Genomic DNA, 19,769 nt, shown 5'->3' with positions numbered 1-19,769 from the left:
TCGCTTCGCTGCACCCTTGACTCCTGTCCCGGAGTCGCAAGTGCGGCTTATCGGGAGGGGCGGCTGGGGGGTGAGGGGGGCCCGGGAGGTCCGCCTGTTCTGCTACTCGGTTCAGGGTCCGGCGGCTCGGTGGGCCCTGCGGGGCTGCGCGGCAGTGGAGTGGGGTGGCTCGGCCCCGTCTCGGCGGCCAACGGTCTGTTGTTTGCTGAGACTCGTGCCCCGCTGGTCACTCTGGGTGGGGGAGGGGTTGGTGGGACGTGTGTGGCGGCAAGTGGGTTTCTGGAAGCGGTCTTTGCATCCAGGAGGGCGTCTAATGCACCTCAGGACACATGTGCCGTCCGGAGGGACCCTCAACCGCCCGTCAAACCATCCCATATGGGACGGATCGGCGGGTGGTGGAGTGCTTGATCCCGACGACTGTGACGTTGCGGCCGTCTGACGTGCCCGAAGTGGCTCTACCGTCGTACTCCCTGCTCCCGGACACCGCCCGAAGACCCCCGGCCCCCGATCGACCCGAGGACCCGACCGGACAGCAACTCCCGCCCGCCTTCCGGGCACCACAGCGCAACGGTGATCAGCGGGGCATGAGTGCCGGCCAACCGGCGGCCGTCGGCCGCCGAGACGAGCCCCGCTGCCCCATGCAAAGTGTGCGCAGCCCCGCAGGGTCCACCGGGCCGCCGGACCCTGAATCGGCCAGCAGTCCGGCCGGTCCCCCGGGCAACCCCCTCCCCCCCCCGGCCGCCCCTCCCGCACCTGCACTTGCGACTCCGGGGCAGGTGTCAAGGGTGACCGAAGGTCATCGCGCAGCGACGCGACGGAGGAGCGCCCTTTACTCCTGTCCTGGAGGCGCGAAACTCACAGCTGGAGGGGCGGCCCCACGTCCAACAGCCTCCGCCACCGGCTCACCCCACTCAGCGTTGCTCTGACCCGCACCCAGCAACGCCCCAGTGACCAGCGGGGCATGAGTGCCAGCAAACAACCGGCCGTCAGCCGCCGGGACGGGGCCGGGTCACCCCTCTCCTCTGCCGCGTAGCCCCGCAGGGTCCGCCGGGCCGTCGGGCCCTGCGCCGAGTGGCGGAACGGCAGGCCTCCTGGGTCCCTGCTCCACCCCGCCCCGCGCCGGCAGGCTTCTTCAGGACATCGGGCTCGGAAGTGGGGCACATGGGGGCAACCTTTGCGGGTAAGTCGTCGTCCAAGCAGGTGAGTTCACATCCACACTCATGTGAGGTCTCCATGGACAGACGAACTGCCGCCGTGATGGTCACCACCACCCTGCTGGCCGTCACCGCCTCCGTCACCACCACCGCGCACGCCGCCACCGCATCCACCACCGCCGCCGCCGTGGACTGTCGCAAGGTCAAGTGTGTCGCGCTGACCTTCGACGACGGTCCCTCCGGGTACACCAATCGGCTGCTGGGCCTTCTGAAGGACTACAAGGCCAAGGCCACCTTCTACGTCGTCGGCCAGAACGTCGCGAGCAAGCCCGATCTGGTGCGCAAGGAGGCCGCCGCCGGGCATCAGATAGGCAACCACAGCTGGAACCACCCCGATCTGACCAAGCTGACCACCGCTCAGATCAAGTCACAGCTCTCGCGCACCGACAAAGCCGTCAAGGCCGCTACGGGCAAGTCGCCGACCACCGTACGTCCGCCCTACGGCGCCCAGAACGCCAAGGTCCGCTCCGCCGCAGGGCGGCCGTTGGTGAACTGGAGTGTGGACACACTGGACTGGAAGTACCGCGACGCGGCCAAGGTCGCCGCCGCCGTCAAGAAGTACACCAAGCCGGGGGACATCGTGCTCATGCACGACATACACAAGACCACCGTGGACGCGATGCCCAAGATCCTCGCGGACTTCAAGTCGCGGGGGTACAAGTTCGTGACGGTCGATCAGCTCTTCGCGCCCACCAAGCTCAAGGCCGGCACGGTGTACTACAGCAACCGGAGCGCCTACCGTCCCTGAGGCTCTGAGGCTCTGAGGCTCTGAGGCTCTGAGGCTCTGAGGCTCTGAGGCTCTGAGGTCCCGAGTGCGCGGGCGTCCCCGCCGCCCCGCCCCGCTCCGCCGCTCCGCCCCGCCCCGCTCCCGCCCCCGCCTCAGTGGCCCGGCCAAGGGCGCCCGTCGACCCGTTCGATGTCGCGGTTCAGGCGGCCCAGGTAGCCCGCGAAGTCGGCTACCTCCTCGGGCGTCCAGTCGGTCATCACCTTCGCCAGCCCCTGGATGTTCTCCGCCCGCTCGGCGGCCAGGCGGCGGGCTCCGTCCGGGGTGATGGCGAACTTGCGCGCGATGCCGCCGGCCGGGTCCGGGATGCGCTCGACGATCCCGGCCCGCAGCATCGCCGCCGTCTGCCGGTTGAGTGTGGAGGTGTCCAGGCCGAAGGCCTCGCTGAGCTGGCCGATCGACATCGGCCCCTCCGCCTCGATCCGGCTGAGCAGGAGATACGCGCTGCGGTCCAGTCGTCCGTCGGCGCCCAGCGGACGCGGGTTCAGCAGGTGCATGTACCGCCCGAGCAGCATGGTCTCGAAGGCGATCCGGTCGATGGGCTTGTTCACGTGCGGCTTCCTCCGGCTCCTGCTGGCCCTCCCCTGGGGGCGGGACGACCACCTCACATTAGATGTAACACGTGACGTGTACGATGCACGCGATGTGCATGCTGCACATTGTTTGCATGGTGCAATTTCGCCATGGCCCGGAAGAAGCAACAGGGAGTACCCGTGGAAAGTCCCAGTACCGAGGTCCGCTCCGGCCGTGTGGTCGGAATCCTCGCGCTCGCGGGAATCGTGGCCGCGCTCATGCAGACCCTGGTGGTGCCGCTCATCGGCGAACTGCCGACGCTGCTCGACACCTCACGCTCGAACGCTACGTGGGTGATCACCGCCACCCTGCTGGCGGCGGCGGTCACCACGCCCGTCGCCGGGCGCCTCGGTGACATGTACGGCAAGAAGCGCATGCTGATGGTCTCCATCGGCCCGCTCGTCCTCGGCTCCGTGGTCTGCGCGCTCTCCTCCTCGGTGGTCCCGATGATCGTCGGACGAGGGCTCCAGGGCATGGGCATGGGCGTGGTGCCGCTCGGCATCAGCCTGCTGCGCGACGTCGTGCCGGCCGAGAAGCTCGGCGGCTCCATCGCGCTGATCAGCGCGTCCATGGGCGTGGGCGGCGCGCTCGGCCTGCCGTTCGCGGCGGCGATCGCCGAGAACGCCAGCTGGCGCGTCCTGTTCTGGGTCGCCGCCGCGCTCAGCCTGCTGGTCGGCGTCCTCGCCGCGCTCTTCGTGCCCGCCGGCAAGGAGAACACCGCCAAGGGCAGCTTCGACGGCCTTGGCGCCGTCGGGCTCGGTATCGCGCTGGTCTGCCTGCTGCTCGGCGTGTCCAAGGGCGCCGACTGGGGCTGGGGCAGCGGCTCCACGCTCGGGCTGCTCGGCGGCGCCGTGGTCATCCTGCTGGCCTGGGGCCGCTGGGAGCTGCGTACGAAGGACCCGCTGGTCGACCTGCGCGTGACCGCACGCCCGCAGGTGCTGATGACGAACGTGGCCTCGATCCTCGTCGGCTTCGCGATGTACGCCCAGTCCCTGGTCGTCCCCCAGCTGCTCCAGCTGCCCGAGGCCACCGGCTATGGCCTCGGCCAGTCGATGCTCGCCATGGGCCTGTGGGTCGCGCCCGGCGGTCTGATGATGATGGTGATGTCGCCGATCGGCGCCAAGCTCTCCGCCGCCTCCGGCCCCCGGATCACCCTCGCCCTCGGCAGCCTCATCATCGCCATCGGCTACGGCGCCTCCCAGGCGCTGCTCGGCTCCACCCTGGGCCTGCTCGCCGTAACGATCATCTGCAGCACCGGCGTCGGCTTCGCGTACGGCGCGATGCCGGCCCTGATCATGGGCGGTGTGCCGCAGTCGGAGACCGCCTCGGCCAACAGCTTCAACACCCTGATGCGCTCGATCGGCAGCTCCTTCGCCGCCGCCGTGATCGGTGTGGTCCTCGCCCAGATGACCACCGACTTCGGCGGTTACGCCCTGCCCTCCGAGAACGGCTTCCGTGCCGCCATGGCGATCGGCTGCGGCGTCGCCCTCGTGGCGTCCGTCGTCGCCTTCTTCATCCCGACCAAGGGCGCGGGCGCCCGGCCGGAGACCGAGACGGCCGAGGAGGCCGCGCCCAGCGCCGCCGCCACCGCCCCCGAGGTGTCCGAGGCCAAGGCCTGACCCGACCCCGGCCACGCCTTACGAGCACCACGCCAACCCCGACCGGCCGCCCCGCCTCACCGCGCGGCGGCCGGTCCGTTTCCCGCGCGATCGGCTGTCCTACCGGGCGACTACGCTGGGACGTCGATCGCGTGTCCCCGCGTGTCCCCCTGTAGCAGGAGTGAAATGGCCGTCAATCTCGTCAATGTCGAGGCAGTCACCAAGGTGTACGGCACCCGTGCGCTGCTCGACGGTGTCTCTCTCGGTGTGTCCGAGGGGGACCGGATCGGCGTCGTGGGGCGCAACGGTGACGGGAAGACCACCCTCATCCGGATGCTGGCCAAGCTGGAGGAGGCCGACACCGGCCGCGTCACCCACAACGGTGGCCTGCGGCTCGGCGTGCTGACGCAGCACGACTCGCTCGACCCCGCCGCGACCGTACGGCACGAGGTCATCGGTGACCTCGCCGACCACGAGTGGGCGGGCAACGCCAAGATCCGCGACGTGCTGACCGGGCTCTTCGGCGGGCTCGACATGCCGGGCTTCCCGCAGGGCCTCGACACCGTCATCGCGCCGCTCTCCGGCGGCGAGCGGCGCCGTATCGCGCTCGCGAAGCTGCTGATCGGGGAGCCCGATCTGATCGTGCTCGACGAGCCCACCAACCACCTCGACGTCGAGGGCATCGCCTGGCTCGCCGATCATCTGCGCGCCCGCAGGTCCGCGCTCGTCTGCGTGACGCACGACCGGTGGTTCCTCGACCAGGTCTGCACACGGATGTGGGACGTGCAGGGCGGCACGGTGCACGAGTACGAGGGCGGCTACTCCGACTACGTCTTCGCCCGCGCCGAGCGCCAGCGCATCGCCGCGACCGAGGAGGTCAAGCGGAAGAACCTGGTCCGCAAGGAGCTGGCCTGGCTGCGGCGCGGCGCCCCCGCCCGTACGTCGAAGCCCCGCTTCCGGATCGAGGCGGCCAACGAGCTGATCGCGGACGTACCCCCGCCGCGCGACACCTCGGAGCTGATGCGGTTCGCCAACGCGCGGCTCGGCAAGACCGTCTTCGACATGGAGGACGTGACCGTCCAGGCCGGCCCGAAGGTGCTGCTCACGCACCTCACCTGGCAGCTCGGCCCCGGCGACCGGATCGGGCTCGTCGGGGTGAACGGAGCGGGCAAGACCTCGCTGCTGCGCGCCCTCGCCGAGGCCGCCACGAGCCGGGGCGACATCCAGCCCGAGACCGGGAAGATCGTCGTCGGCAGGACGGTGAAGCTCGCGTACCTCTCCCAGGAGGTCACCGAACTCAAGCCGACCCTGCGGGTGCTCGAAGCCGTCCAGCAGGTACGGGACCGGGTCGACCTCGGCAAGGGCCGCGAGATGACGGCGGGCCAGCTCTGCGAGCAGTTCGGCTTCACGAAGGAGAAGCAGTGGACACCGGTCGGCGATCTGTCCGGCGGTGAGCGGCGCCGGCTCCAGCTGCTGCGGCTGCTGATGGACGAGCCGAACGTCCTCTTCCTCGACGAGCCCACCAACGACCTCGACATCGAGACGCTCAACCAGCTGGAGGACCTGCTCGACGGCTGGCCGGGCTCGATGGTCGTCATCTCCCACGACCGGTTCTTCATCGAGCGCACCACCGACAAGGTGATGGCGCTGCTCGGTGACCGGTCGCTGCGGATGCTGCCGCGCGGGATCGACGAGTACCTGGAGCGGCGCCGGGCGCTGGCCGGGTCCGGCGCCCCCGCCGCCGTACAGGCGTCCTCCTCCTCCTCCTCCGGCTCCTCGTCCTCCGCTTCCTCCTCCGTCGCCGCGTCCGCCAAGGACGGGCGGGCCGCGAAGAAGGAGCTCCAGAAGATCGAGCGCCAGGTCGGCAAGATGGACGACCGTGAGAAGAAGCTCCATCAGCTGATCGCCGACAACGCCACGGATTTTGCGAAAGTCGCCGAGCTGGACGGTGAGCTGCGCGAACTGAAGGCCGAGCGCGAGGAGTTGGAAATGCGCTGGCTCGAACTCGCGGAGGACGTGTAGAGGCGGCGTGCAGAGCGCATAACAACAGCGTCACGGGCCGGTCCTCCCTTGGGTACAGGGGTGGACCGGCCCGGCCCGTTCAAGGATTCGGGTGATACAAAGAAGCCCCGCTCGACTGATGTGACGATGCGGAATCCACGCCCGAATCGCTCTATTCCGGGGAGGCACGCCGCATTAACGGCAGTGTCCCGCCGGGATTGCGGGGGAGTACGAACGGGTGGCGGACCCGCGCCAAACAGGGGGAAAGCGCTGATGACGCAGCCACCCAGCCAGCAACCGCCGCAGGGAGGCTTCGGCGCTCCGCAGGACCCGCAGCAGGGGGCCCCGCAGCAGCCGGCCGTACCACCGCAGGCCCCGGCTCAGCCACCGCAGACTCCGCCGCAGCCGGCTCAGGCCCCGGCTCAGCCGGCCGTACCGCCCCAGGCTCCGCCGCAGCCGCCCCAGGCGCCGGCCCAGCCTCCGCAGGCTCCGCCGACCGGGCAGCCCGGTTACGCGTACCCGCCGGCGCCGCCCGCCGGTGAGCCCGGCTACGGCTATCCGCCGCAGGCACCGGGCCCGTACGGACAGCAGCCCGGACCTTACGGCCAGCAGCCAGGCCCCTACGCCGGCCAGCCGGGTCAGCCGGCTCAGCCCGGCGCGTACCCCCACCAGCCGGGCCAGCCCGGACCGTACCCCGGCCAGCCCGGACCGTACGCCGCACAGGCGGGACCCTACGGGCCCGGGCCGCAGCAGGGTGGCTACCCGCCGCAGCAGGGTGGCTATCCGCCCCAGCAAGGCGGCTACCCGCCCCAGCAGTTCCCCGGCGCGCCCTTCGCGTTCGCCGACGGCAGTGGTAACGGCGGCAACGGTGGCCAGAAGCCCAAGAACAAGGTGGCCATCATCGCCGCCGCGGCCGTCGCCGGGCTGGTCATCGTCGGCGTCGGAGCGTGGGCCGTCGTCGGCAACGGCGGTGACGACGGCGACAAGCCCGTCGTCAGCAAGAGCAGCGGCAGCCCCGACGTCTCCGGCTCCCCCTCACCGGGCGTCGACGAGGGCGACGGCAGCGGTACGGGCCGTGAGGCCAACGACGACCTCAACGCCGGGCGCAAGGCCGGCGAGGCCAAGGTCGACTGGATGCTGATCAACGACGTGCAGCTGCCGCGCAACGGCGCGGAGGTGTTCGGCCCCTGGTTCGCCGGGGACACGGTCGTCAAGGCCATGTACAAGGAGGTCGTGGGCTACTCCGTGGCCGACGGCAAGAAGCAGTGGACCGTCCCGCTCGCCGCCCCGGTCTGCGCCACGCCCACCGCGCCCACCGCCGACGGCAAGATGGTCGTCGCGATCATGGACGGCAACACCGAGAAGAGCAACTGCACCCAGCTCCAGATGGTCGACCTGAACACCGGCAAGGCCGGCTGGAAGAAGACCGTGGAGAAGGGCGGGCTCTTCGACTTCATCGGCGACCCCACGCTCGCGATCACCGGTAACACCGTCACCGTCGGCCGCACCAGCTACGCCAACGCCTACCGCGTGAGCGACGGCAAGGACCTCTTCGCGACGCCGACCACCGACTGCAAGCCGTACTCGTTCGCGTCGGGCGGCGGCCCCCGGATGATCGCCGCCGCCACCTGCCGCACCGGCGACACGAAGGCGCTGCAGGAGCTGGACCCGACCACCGGCGCCGCCAAGTGGTCGTTCAAGCTCACCAAGGGCTACGAGGTCGACAAGGTCTACTCGGTGGACCCCCTGGTCGTCTCCATGAAGGACAGGGACAAGAAGACCTGGAGCATCGTCTCCTTCAACGCCAACGGCACCCAGCGCGCCGTGATGAAGGGCAGCGACGACAAGTTCTCCGTCAACTGCGGCGGCGGGATCATCTTCGACGACACCATCGAGGGCTGCGTCGGCGTCGCCACCGACGCCACCCACTTCTACATGTCGACGAGCGTGGACTACGGCAAGGCCAACGAGGTCGTCGCGTACAGCCTGGCCACGGGCGCGATCACCTCCCGTACGAAGGCCCCGGACGGCCGCACCATGACGCTGATGGGGACCGAGGGCGGGAAGCCGCTCGTCTACATCACGCCGACGTACGAGAAGGGCGGCGCGGTCGCGACCATCGCGTCCGGTGGCGGCGGCAGCCCGAAGATCCTGCTCCAGAACCCGGACTCGACGGCGACGATCGAGAACTCCTTCAGCTACAGCAAGTTCACCTACGTCGATGGCCGCTTCTATCTGCTCGCCGACCGGGTCAGTGGCACCAGGGCCGAGCTGCTGAAGAAGAAGACCATGATCGTTTACGGTAAGTGACCGAGGTGCCCACGCCATGACGCAGCCTCCGCAGCCCCCCAACCAGCCGCCCACACCGCCGAGTCAGCCCCCCACGCCTCCCACGCCTCCCAGCGAGCCGCCCACGCCGCCCCAGCAGCAGCCGGCGCCCCCGCAGGGCGGGTTCGGCGCGCCGCAGGAGCCCCCGGCGGGCGGCTTCGGCGCCCCGCAGGACCCGCCGCCCGCCGGGTACGGCTACCCGGCACAGCCCCCGGCGCAGCCCGGCCAGCAGCCGCCCGTGCCGCCGCCCGGCTACGGCTACCCGGCGCAGCAGCCGCCCGGGCAGCCCCCGTACCAGCAGCCGCCCTACCAGCAGCAGCCCCCGCCCTACCAGCAGCAGCCCCCGCCGTACCAGCAGCAGGGGTATCCGCAGCAGGGATATCAGCAGCCTCAGCAGTACCCGCAGTACCAGCAGTTCCAGCAGCCCGTGACCTCGGTCAGCGGTGGCGCCGGTCCCGGCGGCAAGAAGTCCAACACCCGGCTCCAGATCATCATCGCCGCGGCCGTCGCCGTCGTACTGATCATCGGCACGGGCGTCTACTTCGCGAACTCCGGCGGCTCCGGGAAGGACGAGGCCAAGAACGGCTCGTCCGGCACCAACGGAGACACCAAGGACGGCGACAAGAAGGACGGTACGGGCGGCGGGGGCGGTGGCGGATCGGAGCAGGCGCCGTCCAACACCAAGGCCAAGGTGGCCTTCACCGTCCCGCTGCCCAAGGTCACGGACAGCACGTCCGTCTACGGCTCGTGGATCAGCGACTCCACGTACGCCAAGACGGGCATCGACCAGATCGTCGGCTACGACCTGGTCAAGGGCACCCAGCTCTGGACGGTCCCGCTCCCGGGCGAGATCTGCGCCACCACCAAGCACGTCTCCAAGGACTACCGGACCGCGATCATGTTCGCGGCCGAGAAGCCGTCGGCGGCGAACAAGTACCCGCGCTGCACCAAGATCGCCGTGATCGACCTCAAGTCCGGCGAGATGGTCTGGAACAAGTCCCTCAAGGACACCAACGACGGGGACAAGGACTTCTCCTTCAGCGAGATCACCCTCAGCGGCGAGACGGTCGCGGCCGGCGGCTTCGACGGCGGCGCCGCCTTCAACATCAAGACCGGCGCCGTCCGCTGGAAGCCCGAGGTCAGCACCGACGGCTGCTACGACACGGGGTACGGCGGCGGCGAGGCGCTGGTGGCGGTCCGCCGGTGCGGCTCGACCAACGACCCGCAGATGACCGTCCAGTCGCTCAACCCGCTCACGGGCGCGCCGCTCTCCTCGTACGCGATGCCGGCCGGTGTCGACTACCCGCACATCGTCTCCAGCAAGCCGCTGGTGGTCGCCGCCGACGTCGGTGACACGGCCGAGGGCGGCAGCGGATTCTCGGACCTCTTCTCGATCGACGAGAAGACCGGCAAGCTGCTGACGAAGATCTCCGCGGTGGGCAAGTTCGAGGCGCGCTGCGGTTCGACGGAGGTCGAGAAGTGCTCGCTGATGGCGGTGGGCGACGGCAAGATCTTCGTGCCGACCGCGGAGCACGAGGGCAACTCGGACTACGGGCGCACCAACGAGATCATCGCGTTCGACCTCACCACCGGCAAGGGCGTCACGGGCCGCGCCGAGGCGGGCGAGCGCCGGGTGATGTACCCGGTGCGCATGGACGGCTCCCACGTCATCGTGTACAAGGTGCCCACGTATGACAAGGGCGGCGAGATCATCTCCATCGACGGCTCGACGTTCAAGCAGACGCTGCTGCTGGAGAACTCGAGCGAACGGTCCGCCACCGAGCAGGAGAACGACTTCAGCACGCCCAGCGCCATGGAGCTGCTGTACCGGGACGGCCGGATGTTCATCTCCAGCCCGTACATCAGCAAGCCCAGCGAGTACAGCAAGAAGCTCTACCTGGCGATGTCGTTCACGACGAAGCAGTAGCCGCGGCGACAGCGGCAAGGACGCGGCGGGGCCGCGGTCCGTGGGTGACACCACGGACCGCGGCCCCGTTTCTGTAAAGCGCCCTGTACCTGCGACAGGCCGTAAGTAGTCCTGAATGGGCGGGAATTCGGCAATCCGAGCGGCTTCTGGCAAGTAAGGGGCGCGCGGCGTCGAACAAGCGTGTAGCTTGCCGGGTCAAGAGGCCGGGGGGCCAAGGGACCAGCGGGGATGGGGGTTGTTCGTGGGCGTGCGGCTCATGGTGGTCGACGATCACAGATTGCTGGCCGAGGCGCTCGCTTCGGCGCTGAAACTGCGCGGGCACCGGGTGCTCGCCGCGGCGGCGCCCACGGCGGGCGTCGCCGATCTGGTGGTGAGCAGGGCGCCCGAGGTGTGCCTGCTCGGTACGGCGGTGCCCGCGGAGCCGGGGGTCTTCGACCCGATCGTACGGATCAAGCGCGACCGCCCGCAGGTGGCCGTCGTGGTGCTCGGCCCGGTGCCGAACCCGCGCGGGATCGCCGCCGCCTTCGCGGCCGGCGCCTCGGGTTACGTACGGCACGACGAGCGCATCGAGGGCGTCGAACGCGCCATGATCAAGGCGCGCGCGGGCGAGGCGGCGGTGGCCCCGCAGCTGCTCCAGGGCGCCTTCACCGAGCTGCTCAATCCGGCGGCCCAGCCGGACGACGAGGGGCAGCGGCTGCTGCGGATCCTGACGCCGCGCGAGATCGAGGTGCTGGTACGGGTCGCGGAGGGCGAAGACACGCGGCTGATCGCGGCGGGCATGGGTATCGCGCCCAGCACGGCCAGGACGCATGTGCAGCGCGTGCTGATGAAGCTCGGGGTGGGGTCCCGGCTGGAGGCGGCGGCGCTGGCGGCCCGTACGGGACTGCTGGACCGGGCGGCGGAGCCGCCGGAGGGCGCCGAGTAGCCGGCTCGGGACAAGTAAGAGGGGACGTACCGGCCCCGGGCAGCGGTAAACAGCCGCCGCCCGGGGCTTCGTGCTGCCCGCTGCCGCCGACCGCCGACCGCCGACCGCTGCCCGCTGGGGCGGGACCCTCGCCCGTTGACGCATCTGTTGACTTATGATTAGTTGTGTTGAGTTCTGTTGAGTGTGATCGGTTGGGCGTTGTAGTGCCGGAGGCAAACGCATGAAGAAGACGGTGACGAAGCTCGCGGACGGTCGCGCGCTCGTCTATTACGACTCCGGGGACGACGTCGTACGCGACGCCCCCGACCGCCGGCCCCTCGACCCGATCTCCACCACCTCCGAGATCCGCCACGACGCGCTCCTCGGCGACGCGGTCGCCATCGCCTCGCACCGCCAGGGCCGTACGTACCACCCGCCCGCCGACGAGTGCCCCCTCTGCCCCTCGCGGGACGGCCGGCTCAGCGAGATCCCCGACGCCGACTACGACGTCGCCGTCTTCGAGAACCGTTTCCCCTCCCTGGCCGGCGACGCGGGCCGCTGCGAGGTCATCTGCTTCTCCTCCGACCACGACGCGTCCTTCGCGGACCTCACCGAGGAGCAGGCCGGCCTGGTGCTGGAGGCGTGGACCGACCGCACCGCAGAACTCGCCGACCTGCCCGAGGTCGAGCAGGTCTTCCCGTTCGAGAACCGCGGCGCCGAGATCGGCGTGACGCTCGGCCATCCGCACGGCCAGATCTACGCGTACCCCTTCGTCACCCCGCGCTCCGCGCTGATGCTCCGCAACGCCGCCGCCCACCGCGCCGAGACCGGCCGCAACCTCTTCGACGACATCCTGGCGCGGGAGACCGCCGCGGCCGAGGACGGCGGCGGCCGGGTCGTGCTGGAGGGCGAGCACTGGGTGGCGTTCGTACCGTACGCCGCGCACTGGCCGTACGAGGTGCACCTGTACCCCAAGCGCCGGGTCGCCGATCTGCGCGGGCTCGACGACGCGGCGCGCACAGAGTTCCCACAGATCTATCTGGAACTCTTGAAGCGCTTCGACCGGATCTTCGGCGAAGGTGAACCGCTGACGCCGTACATCGCCGCCTGGCACCAGGCGCCGTTCCGGGCCGCCGGGCGCGAGGACTTCGCCCTCCACCTGGAGCTTTTCACCATCCGACGGACCTCAGGCAAGCTGAAGTTCCTCGCGGGCTCCGAATCCGGCATGAGCGTGTTCATCAATGACGTGCCGCCGGAGGCCGCGGCAGAGCGACTGCGAGAGGTAGCGAGCACATGAGTGGTAAGTACCTGGTCACGGGTGGCGCGGGATACGTCGGCAGCGTCGTCGCCGCCCATCTGCTTGAGGCCGGGCACGAGGTGACCGTCCTCGACGACCTCTCCACCGGCTTCCGCGCGGCCGTCCCGGCCGGCGCCGCCTTCATCGAGGGCCGCGTCCAGGACGCCGCCAAGTGGCTGGACCCCTCGTACGACGCCGTCCTGCACTTCGCCGCGTCCTCGCAGGTCGGCGAGTCCGTCGCCAAGCCCGAGAAGTACTGGGACAACAACGTCGCCGGCTCCATGGCGCTGCTCGCCGCGATGCGCGACGCCGGCGTCCGTACGATCGTCTTCTCGTCCACCGCCGCGACCTACGGCGAGCCGGTCTCCACGCCGATCACCGAGTCCGACCCGACGGCGCCCACCAGCCCGTACGGCGCGACGAAGCTCGCCGTCGACCACATGATCACCGGCGAGTGCGGGGCCCACGGCCTCGCGGCCGTCTCGCTGCGCTACTTCAACGTCGCGGGCGCGTACGAGTCCGCCTCCGGCGTCACGTACGGCGAGCGGCACAGCCCCGAGTCGCACCTCATCCCGCTCGTCCTCCAGGTCGCCCTCGGCACGCGCGAGTCGATCTCCGTGTACGGCGAGGACTACCCCACGCCGGACGGCACCTGCGTACGCGACTACATCCACGTCGCCGACCTCGCCCAGGCCCATCTGCGCGCGCTCGAAGCGGCGACGGCCGGCGAGCACCTGATCTGCAACCTCGGCAACGGCAACGGCTTCTCGGTCCGCGAGGTCATCGAGACCGTACGGAAGGTCACCGGGCACCCGGTCCCCGAGGTCGTGGCCGCGCGCCGCGGCGGCGACCCGGCCGTCCTGGTCGCCTCCGCCGGCACGGCGCACGAGCGCCTCGGCTGGACCCCCGCCCGCGCGGAGCTGGCGGACATCGTCGCGGACGCGTGGGCGTTCGCACGCAGCGAGGAGAAGCAGGCGTGAGCGAGACCGTTCCCACAGACAGCACCGCGGATGTGGACACCGCCCGCGTCAGGGAAGAGTTCCAGGAGCTGTACGGCGCCGCGCCGGACGGCGTCTGGGCCGCGCCCGGCCGCGTCAACCTGATCGGCGAGCACACCGACTACAACGACGGCTTCGCGCTGCCGCTGGCCCTGCCGCACCGCGCGGTGGCCGCCGTGTCGCGCCGCAGCGACGGTGTCGTACGGGTGCACTCCGCCGACATTCCGCAGGGCGTGTACCAGCTCGGCGTCGCCGACCTCCTGCCGCGCTCCGAGAACCCGGGCGCCGACAACGGTGGCTGGGCCGCGTACCCGGTCGGGGTCGTCTGGGCGCTGCGCGCGGCCGGCCACCCGGTCACCGGCGCCGACATCCACCTGCGGTCGACCGTCCCCACGGGCGCCGGGCTCTCGTCCTCCGCCGCGCTGGAGGTCGTCACCGCGCTCGCCCTCAACGACCTGTACGAGCTGGGGCTTTCCGCGACCGAACTGGCCGTCGTCGCACAGCGCGCCGAGAACGACTTCGCCGGCGTGCCGTGCGGGGTCATGGACCAGACGGCGTCCGCCTGCTGCGTCGAGGGGCACGCGCTGCACCTGGACGCGCGCGACATGGCGCAGCGCCAGGTGCCGTTCGACCTGGCCGCCCACGGCCTCCAGCTCCTGGTGGTCGACACCCGCGTCAAGCACGAACTCGGTGACGGCGCCTACGCCGAGCGCCGCACCGGCTGCGAGGCCGCCGCGGCTGCGCTCGGGGTGCCCGCGCTGCGGGACGTACCGTACGAGGAACTGCCGGCCGCGCTGGAGCGGCTGGCGGCGGCGGGGCAGAGCGAGACGATCCGCCGCTACACGCACCACGTGGTGACCGAGAACCACCGGGTGGAGCAGGTCATCGCCCTCCTCGACGCGGACGACGTCCGGGCCATCGGCCCGCTGCTGAACGCCGGACACGCCTCGCTCCGCGACGACTTCGAGGTCTCCTGCGCCGAACTGGACCTGGTGGCCGAGACGGCGACGGCGGCCGGCGCGCTGGGCGCGCGGATGACGGGCGGCGGCTTCGGCGGCTCGGCGATCGTCCTGGTCGAGGTGGACGCGGCGGACGCGGTGGCGAAGTCGGTCACGGAGGCGTTCGCGGCGGCGGGGTACACGGCGCCGCGGGTGTTCCCGGCGATCGCGTCGCGGGGGGCGCACAGGGTGGCGTAGGGGTGAACGGGGGAGGGGCCGCCGGGACTTGGGCCGAGGGCGGCCCCACCCTCAACTCCCGCCTCACTGAACATAATTCACCACTTCCATAACACACCTCCAAGGGCACTGTCCGGGATTTCCGCGATTTTCCTTCCGCTCCCGGTCCGCGCCCGTACGCTGATGCACAGCACCGGTGGGGGCCGGTGCTGATCAGGGGTGGAGACAAGCGGGTACGACGCCCGGGGTGGGGTAGCAGTCAACACGCGGCGGCGGCCGTGCGACTTGACCTGTCACTCGCACCACCGGGCGCCGTGCCTGTGCCGTCCGCTCCCACCTTGAGGGGGTGTCCATTGGTACGTATCAGGGTTCTCGTGGTGGACGACCACCGCATCTTCGCCGAATCGCTCGCCGCGGCGCTCGCGGCCGAGCCCGATGTCGACGTCGCCGCCGCGGGCAGCGGGCCCGCGGCGCTGCGCTGTCTCGAACGGGCGGCGTCCGAAGGGCGCAGATTCGATGTGATGCTGGTCGACGCCGATCTCGGCGCGGTGATACCGGTTCAGGTGCCGGTCGCCCGCGCCGTACCCGACAGCGGCAGCGGCGAGACGCTGACGCCGGTCGACGGCATCTCGCTGGTGGCCGGGGTCCGTTCGGGCCAGCCGTCGGTCCGTACGGTCGTCCTCGCCGAGAAGGACGACCCGCGCCGCGCGGCGCTGGCGCTCCAGGCGGGCGCGTCCGGCTGGGTCGCGAAGGACTGCTCGCTGCAACGGCTGCTCGCGGTGATGCGCGGAGTCCTGCGGGACGAGACGCATCTGCCGGCGGCGCTGCTCACCGGCGTCCTGCGCGAACTGACGGCGGCGCGCAAGCACCGTACGGAGAGCGAGCGGCTCGTCGAGTCGCTGACGCCGCGCGAGCGCGAGGTGCTGCGCTGCATGGTGGCGGGCCTGGGGCGCAAGGCAGTGGCGGAGCGCCTCTTCCTCTCGCCGCACACCGTCCGTACGCATATGCAGAACGTGCTGGGGAAGCTGGGCGTGCACTCCACGCTGGCGGCCGTCGCGCTGGCCCGCAGGGCGGGAGTGGGACCGGTGGACCTGGCGGCGCGGGCGATCACGTCGACGGGCTGAGCGGGGGTCCTGGCGTCGGCATCCACGATCCACGGATACGGGCGCCGGGACCCCGCGGTTCCGGGACCCCGGTTCAGCTGGGCACGTTGTCGAACGGCGCGGTCAACTGGCGCAGCAGCCCGGCCAGTTCACCGCGCTGGGCCGCGCTCAGCTCCGCGAGGATGGCCCGCTCCTGGGCGAGCAGCCCGGCGAGCGCCTGATCCGCGCGGTCCTGCCCCTCGGTGGTGAGCCGGACGAGCACCCCGCGCCGGTCGCTGGGGTCGGGCAGCCGCTCGACGAGGCTCTTCTTGGTGAGCCGGTCGATGCGGTTCGTCATCGTGCCGGACGTGACCAGGGTCTGGGTCAGCAACTGCCCGGGCGAGAGCTGGTACGGAGCCCCCGCACGCCGCAGCGAGGTGAGCACGTCGAACTCCCACGGCTCCAGGCCGTGCTCCGCGAACGCGATCCGGCGCGCCCGGTCGAGATGGCGGGCGAGCCTGCTGACGCGGCTGAGCACCTCAAGCGGTTCCACGTCGAGGTCCGGGCGCTCTCGGCGCCATGCTGCGACCAACCGGTCGACCTCATCCTCCATGGCGATCAGTGTAGAGGGTCCCTCGATATGAAGTCTCTTGACGTCAAGATAAATGGGGTGCAGGGTGGAAAGGAGGCCAGGCACCCGAGCAAGAGGAGCAAGATGGTCATGCCCACCACCCCGGTGACTCCCAGCACCCCTTTGACCCCGGTGACTCCCGCCACCCCGGTGACTCCTGCCACCCCGACCAAGACCCCCACCTGGGACCCGGCCCAGTACCTCAGGTACGCGGACCACCGGACCCGCCCGTTCCGGGACCTGCTGGCGCGGGTGGAGGAGCCGCGGGCGGGAGCCCCGCTGACGGGAGGCCCGCTACGGATCGCCGACCTGGGCTGCGGCCCCGGCAACGTCACGGCGCTGCTGGCCGACCGCTGGCCGTCGGCCCGTATCACCGGCTTCGACAGCTCACCGGAGATGCTGGAGCGCGCGACGCGGGAGTACGCGGGCCCGACCGCGGGCGGCGGCGAGCTGGACTTCCGGTCGGCGGACGCGACGGTCTGGCCCCCCGACCACTCGTACGCGTACGACCTGATCGTCTCGAACGCGGCCCTCCAATGGATGCCGGGCCACCCGGACTCCTTCCCCAGCTGGATCGAAGCCCTGGCCCCCGGCGGCACCTTCGCGTTCCAGGTCCCCGGCAACTTCACGGCCCCCAGCCACACCCTCCTGGCCGACCTCTGCGCCACCCCGCCCTGGCGCGCCCGCCTGGGCGACGGCCTCCGCTTCCCCGGCAACGTCCTGGACCCGGCGGACTACTTCACCCGCCTGACGGACCTGGGCTGCGCGACGGACGTCTGGGAGACCACGTACCTCCAGCTCCTCCAGGGCGAGGACGCGGTGCTGGACTGGGTCAAGGGCACAGCCCTGCGCCCGGTCCTGACGGCCCTGGACGGCGACGAGGACGCCGTGCGGGCCTTCACCGCCCAATACCGCGACCTCCTGCGCACCGCCTACCCCAGGGGCCCCCACGGCACCCCCTACCCCTTCCGCCGCATCTTCGCGGTGGCCCGCAAGCCGGCGGCCTGACGACCCCCTGGTCACCCCATCGTCACCCATTCGGCTGATCGGACGACGGGACGCCGGATCCGGCGAGGCCGGGGGTTCTAGCGTGCGGGTGTCGCTTGTGCCGTCGTGGCACCGGGCGCGGAGGAGGCGCGTCGCGATGACCGCAGTCGCACACGAGGAACTGGACGAGTTCCTGTGGCAGAGGTGGAAGGCCATGGATCCCCCCGAGGGCTGCCGCGCGGAGATCATCGAGGGGCCATCGAAGTGTCACTCACCGGCCGTCTTCGTCATGGGGTGCTCAGCAACCGTCTCCGCCGGGAGTTGGACGCCCATCTGACGGGCAGCGACTTCGCGGCGTACCACGGCGTCAACGTCATCCACCGTCGGAAGGTCTGGATCCCTGACCTCGTCGTGGCGCCCCGTGATCTGGACGAGATCCCCGACGAGGATGACCTCGGCGTTACCGCCGCGGGAGTCGCCATGGTCGTAGAGGTGGTCTCGCCGGGCCATCGCAACATCGTCCGCGACCGCGACCGCAAGCGCCGCGAATACGCCCGCGCCGGGATTCCGCTGTACGTGCTCATCGACGACCACGACGGGGAGGGCACCGTCACCATCCTGGCCGACCCCACCCCGGGGAAGGCCGCCTACGCCGACGAGCACCGCGTCGCGTACGGCACGGAAGCGACCATCCCCGACGGCCCGGCCAAGGGCTACACCATCGGCGAGACGATCACCCGCCCCTGACGGCCAGGGGACCCCGGCCCGCTCGCCGGCTACGGATCGCCGTCGCCGTCGCCGTCCCCGAAGTCCAGCTCCGACAGCCCGAGGCGCACGCCCCGGCTCTCGGCGATGAGCAACGTGTCACGCAGCGCCTCCGTCAACCGGGCGGTCAGCCCGTCGACGTCCAAGCCGTCGGCCTTGGCTTTGGCCTTGGCCTCGGGTTTCGGCTCCGGCTCCGGCTCCGCGAACGCGTCAAACGCCTCGTCGAGCAGCCGCCCCGCCATGACGAGCTGGACGGACTCGACCCGATCGGCCAGCCGCGACACCGGCCCTGTGCCGACACCGTCCGCCGACAGATAGCAGGGCCGCCCGTCGGGCTCGGTCCACGGCAGCAGCCGCAAGGGCCGCCCGGCGATGCTCATCGGGTCACCCCTGCGTGGCGCGTGGGGGGTGAACGTACGAATGTTGAGGTCCCAACCTGATGCGCCGTCGACTCGGCTTGGCGCTGCGCACGTTGAGGCAGAGAGCAGGGCTGAGCCTCGCGGACGCGGTGAAACTGCTGGGGCTCTCGGGCTCCTCCGCGCTCAGCAAGATCGAGAACGGCAAGCAGCGCGTACCGGCGACTTCGCTGGACAAGTACTTCGAGGCGTACGACGTTCAGGACGAGCGTCGGATGCGGGAGATCCGGCAACTCGCCGCGCAGGCATCGTCGTCGCGCCGCACCAACCTGTTCGCCCAGTACCGCGACGCGGTCCGCGACCCCTTCGCCGACTACCTCGAACTCGAAGAACTCGCCGTGCATGCCGACTGGTACGCAGCCCAGTTGGTGCCGGGGCTGCTCCAGACGCCGGAGTACGCCCACGCCGTGGTCGAGGGCAGCGGCAAGTGGAACACCACCCGCGAGGTGCGCACCTTCGTGGAGCTGCGCATGAAGCGCCAGCAGGTGCTCCGGCGCGAGCACCCCCTCTCCATGTGGTGCGTGCTGGACGAGGCGGTGCTGCGCCGGGCTATGGGAGGGGAGCAGGTACTGGCGGGCCAGTTGCGGTACCTGCTGGATGTCTCGGGAGAGTTGCCCGGTGTGGAGATCCAGGTGCTCCCGTTCAGCGCGGGCGTCCACGCGGGCATCGACGGGACGTTCACCCTGTTCCGGTTCGACGCGGGTGACCCGCTGGCCGTGCTGGAGCCGCTGACGAACTCCCTCTACTTGGAGAAGGATGAACATGTGGGCCGCTACGACGTGGCGTTCAACCATCTGCGCGCGCGGGCGCTGGACATTCCGGCATCACGCGAGTTCATCAAGAGCCTCATCAAGGAGGAAGCTTGACCACCAAGGCTGACCTGATAGCCGCCGACTGGACGAAGAGCAGATTCAGTTCGGGTGGCGACAACTGCGTAGAGGTGGCCACCGCGGGCCACACCACCGGCCTCCGCGACTCCAAGGTCCCGAACGGCCCCCACCTCGCGGTCACCGCCGCCGCGTTCGCCACGTTCCTGGCCGGCCTCAAGGCCGCCGGCCCGGACCGCACGGCCTGAGGGACAACCTCCCT

General features: G+C 70.7%; 18 protein-coding genes. 16 read left to right on the top strand and 2 right to left on the bottom strand.

Annotated elements, in window-relative coordinates:
• Nucleotides 1-1,233: 1,233 nt before the first annotated feature.
• Nucleotides 1,234-1,962 carry a polysaccharide deacetylase family protein gene (locus AB0389_RS18295; RefSeq protein ID WP_366396434.1) on the top strand — a complete coding sequence of 243 codons (729 nt, stop codon included), beginning with the start codon at nucleotides 1,234-1,236 and terminating at the stop codon, nucleotides 1,960-1,962.
• Nucleotides 1,963-2,093: 131 nt separating this feature from the next.
• Here the strand turns inward: AB0389_RS18295 and AB0389_RS18290 are convergent, their stop codons facing one another.
• Complete coding sequence (locus AB0389_RS18290; protein WP_366396433.1) at nucleotides 2,094-2,549, bottom strand: MarR family transcriptional regulator; 456 nt, start codon at nucleotides 2,547-2,549, stop codon at nucleotides 2,094-2,096.
• 162 nt (nucleotides 2,550-2,711) lie between these two features.
• Between AB0389_RS18290 and AB0389_RS18285 the strand changes: the two genes are divergently transcribed.
• The 9 genes from AB0389_RS18285 (at nucleotide 2,712) to AB0389_RS18245 (ending at nucleotide 15,923) form a co-directional block, all read left to right on the top strand.
• Complete coding sequence (locus tag AB0389_RS18285) at nucleotides 2,712-4,190, top strand: MFS transporter (RefSeq protein ID WP_366396432.1); 1,479 nt, start codon at nucleotides 2,712-2,714, stop codon at nucleotides 4,188-4,190.
• Nucleotides 4,191-4,355: 165 nt separating this feature from the next.
• Nucleotides 4,356-6,191 carry an ABC-F family ATP-binding cassette domain-containing protein gene (locus AB0389_RS18280; protein WP_366396431.1) on the top strand — a complete coding sequence of 612 codons (1,836 nt, stop codon included), beginning with the start codon at nucleotides 4,356-4,358 and terminating at the stop codon, nucleotides 6,189-6,191.
• Between the two features lie 252 nt (nucleotides 6,192-6,443).
• The gene (locus AB0389_RS18275; protein WP_366396430.1) at nucleotides 6,444-8,480 is read left to right on the top strand and encodes a PQQ-binding-like beta-propeller repeat protein; all 2,037 of its coding nucleotides are present in this window, start codon (nucleotides 6,444-6,446) and stop codon (nucleotides 8,478-8,480) included.
• Nucleotides 8,481-8,496: 16 nt separating this feature from the next.
• Nucleotides 8,497-10,425: a PQQ-binding-like beta-propeller repeat protein gene (locus AB0389_RS18270; protein ID WP_366396429.1), complete on the top strand. Its 1,929-nt coding sequence runs from the start codon at nucleotides 8,497-8,499 to the stop codon at nucleotides 10,423-10,425.
• A 241-nt stretch (nucleotides 10,426-10,666) separates the two neighbouring features.
• Nucleotides 10,667-11,350, top strand: coding sequence for a LuxR C-terminal-related transcriptional regulator (locus AB0389_RS18265; protein WP_366396428.1), 684 nt, complete (start codon nucleotides 10,667-10,669; stop codon nucleotides 11,348-11,350).
• Nucleotides 11,351-11,570: 220 nt separating this feature from the next.
• Nucleotides 11,571-12,626: a galactose-1-phosphate uridylyltransferase gene (galT, locus tag AB0389_RS18260; protein ID WP_366396427.1), complete on the top strand. Its 1,056-nt coding sequence runs from the start codon at nucleotides 11,571-11,573 to the stop codon at nucleotides 12,624-12,626.
• Nucleotides 12,623-13,606 (top strand): UDP-glucose 4-epimerase GalE, encoded by a 984-nt coding sequence (gene galE, locus AB0389_RS18255; RefSeq protein WP_366396426.1) that lies wholly within the window; start codon nucleotides 12,623-12,625, stop codon nucleotides 13,604-13,606. Before galT ends, galE begins: the two co-directional genes overlap by 4 nt.
• Nucleotides 13,607-13,638: 32 nt before the next feature.
• Entirely contained in the window at nucleotides 13,639-14,820 is a 1,182-nt protein-coding gene (gene galK, locus AB0389_RS18250) for a galactokinase (protein WP_366396514.1), read from the top strand.
• 332 nt (nucleotides 14,821-15,152) lie between these two features.
• A complete protein-coding gene (locus tag AB0389_RS18245; RefSeq protein WP_366396425.1) occupies nucleotides 15,153-15,923 on the top strand; it encodes a response regulator transcription factor in 771 nt (256 codons plus the stop codon).
• 73 nt (nucleotides 15,924-15,996) lie between these two features.
• Here AB0389_RS18245 and AB0389_RS18240 read toward each other — a convergent pair whose 3' ends face one another.
• Nucleotides 15,997-16,494: a MarR family transcriptional regulator gene (locus AB0389_RS18240; protein WP_366396424.1), complete on the bottom strand. Its 498-nt coding sequence runs from the start codon at nucleotides 16,492-16,494 to the stop codon at nucleotides 15,997-15,999.
• 108 nt (nucleotides 16,495-16,602) lie between these two features.
• Between AB0389_RS18240 and AB0389_RS18235 the strand changes: the two genes are divergently transcribed.
• The 6 genes from AB0389_RS18235 (at nucleotide 16,603) to AB0389_RS18210 (ending at nucleotide 19,755) form a co-directional block, all read left to right on the top strand.
• Nucleotides 16,603-17,520, top strand: a complete 918-nt coding sequence (locus AB0389_RS18235; protein WP_366396423.1) for a trans-aconitate 2-methyltransferase — start codon at nucleotides 16,603-16,605, stop codon at nucleotides 17,518-17,520.
• Between the two features lie 136 nt (nucleotides 17,521-17,656).
• Entirely contained in the window at nucleotides 17,657-17,836 is a 180-nt protein-coding gene (locus tag AB0389_RS18230; RefSeq protein WP_366396422.1) for a hypothetical protein, read from the top strand.
• Nucleotides 17,794-18,246, top strand: coding sequence for a Uma2 family endonuclease (locus AB0389_RS18225; protein WP_366396421.1), 453 nt, complete (start codon nucleotides 17,794-17,796; stop codon nucleotides 18,244-18,246). The genes AB0389_RS18230 and AB0389_RS18225 overlap by 43 nt, the downstream gene beginning before the upstream one ends.
• 105 nt (nucleotides 18,247-18,351) lie before the next feature.
• The gene (cas5, locus tag AB0389_RS18220; RefSeq protein WP_366396420.1) at nucleotides 18,352-18,582 is read left to right on the top strand and encodes a CRISPR-associated protein Cas5; all 231 of its coding nucleotides are present in this window, start codon (nucleotides 18,352-18,354) and stop codon (nucleotides 18,580-18,582) included.
• Between the two features lie 121 nt (nucleotides 18,583-18,703).
• Entirely contained in the window at nucleotides 18,704-19,546 is an 843-nt protein-coding gene (locus AB0389_RS18215; protein WP_366396419.1) for a helix-turn-helix transcriptional regulator, read from the top strand.
• Nucleotides 19,543-19,755: a DUF397 domain-containing protein gene (locus AB0389_RS18210; protein ID WP_366396418.1), complete on the top strand. Its 213-nt coding sequence runs from the start codon at nucleotides 19,543-19,545 to the stop codon at nucleotides 19,753-19,755. The genes AB0389_RS18215 and AB0389_RS18210 overlap by 4 nt, the downstream gene beginning before the upstream one ends.
• Nucleotides 19,756-19,769: the final 14 nt, after the last annotated feature.

The organism is Streptomyces sp. NPDC093109 (assembly GCF_040701725.1).
Taxonomy (GTDB): domain Bacteria; phylum Actinomycetota; class Actinomycetes; order Streptomycetales; family Streptomycetaceae; genus Streptomyces.
Note: the sequence above shows the minus strand (reverse complement) of the source record. Positions and strands in the feature narration are given on the sequence as shown.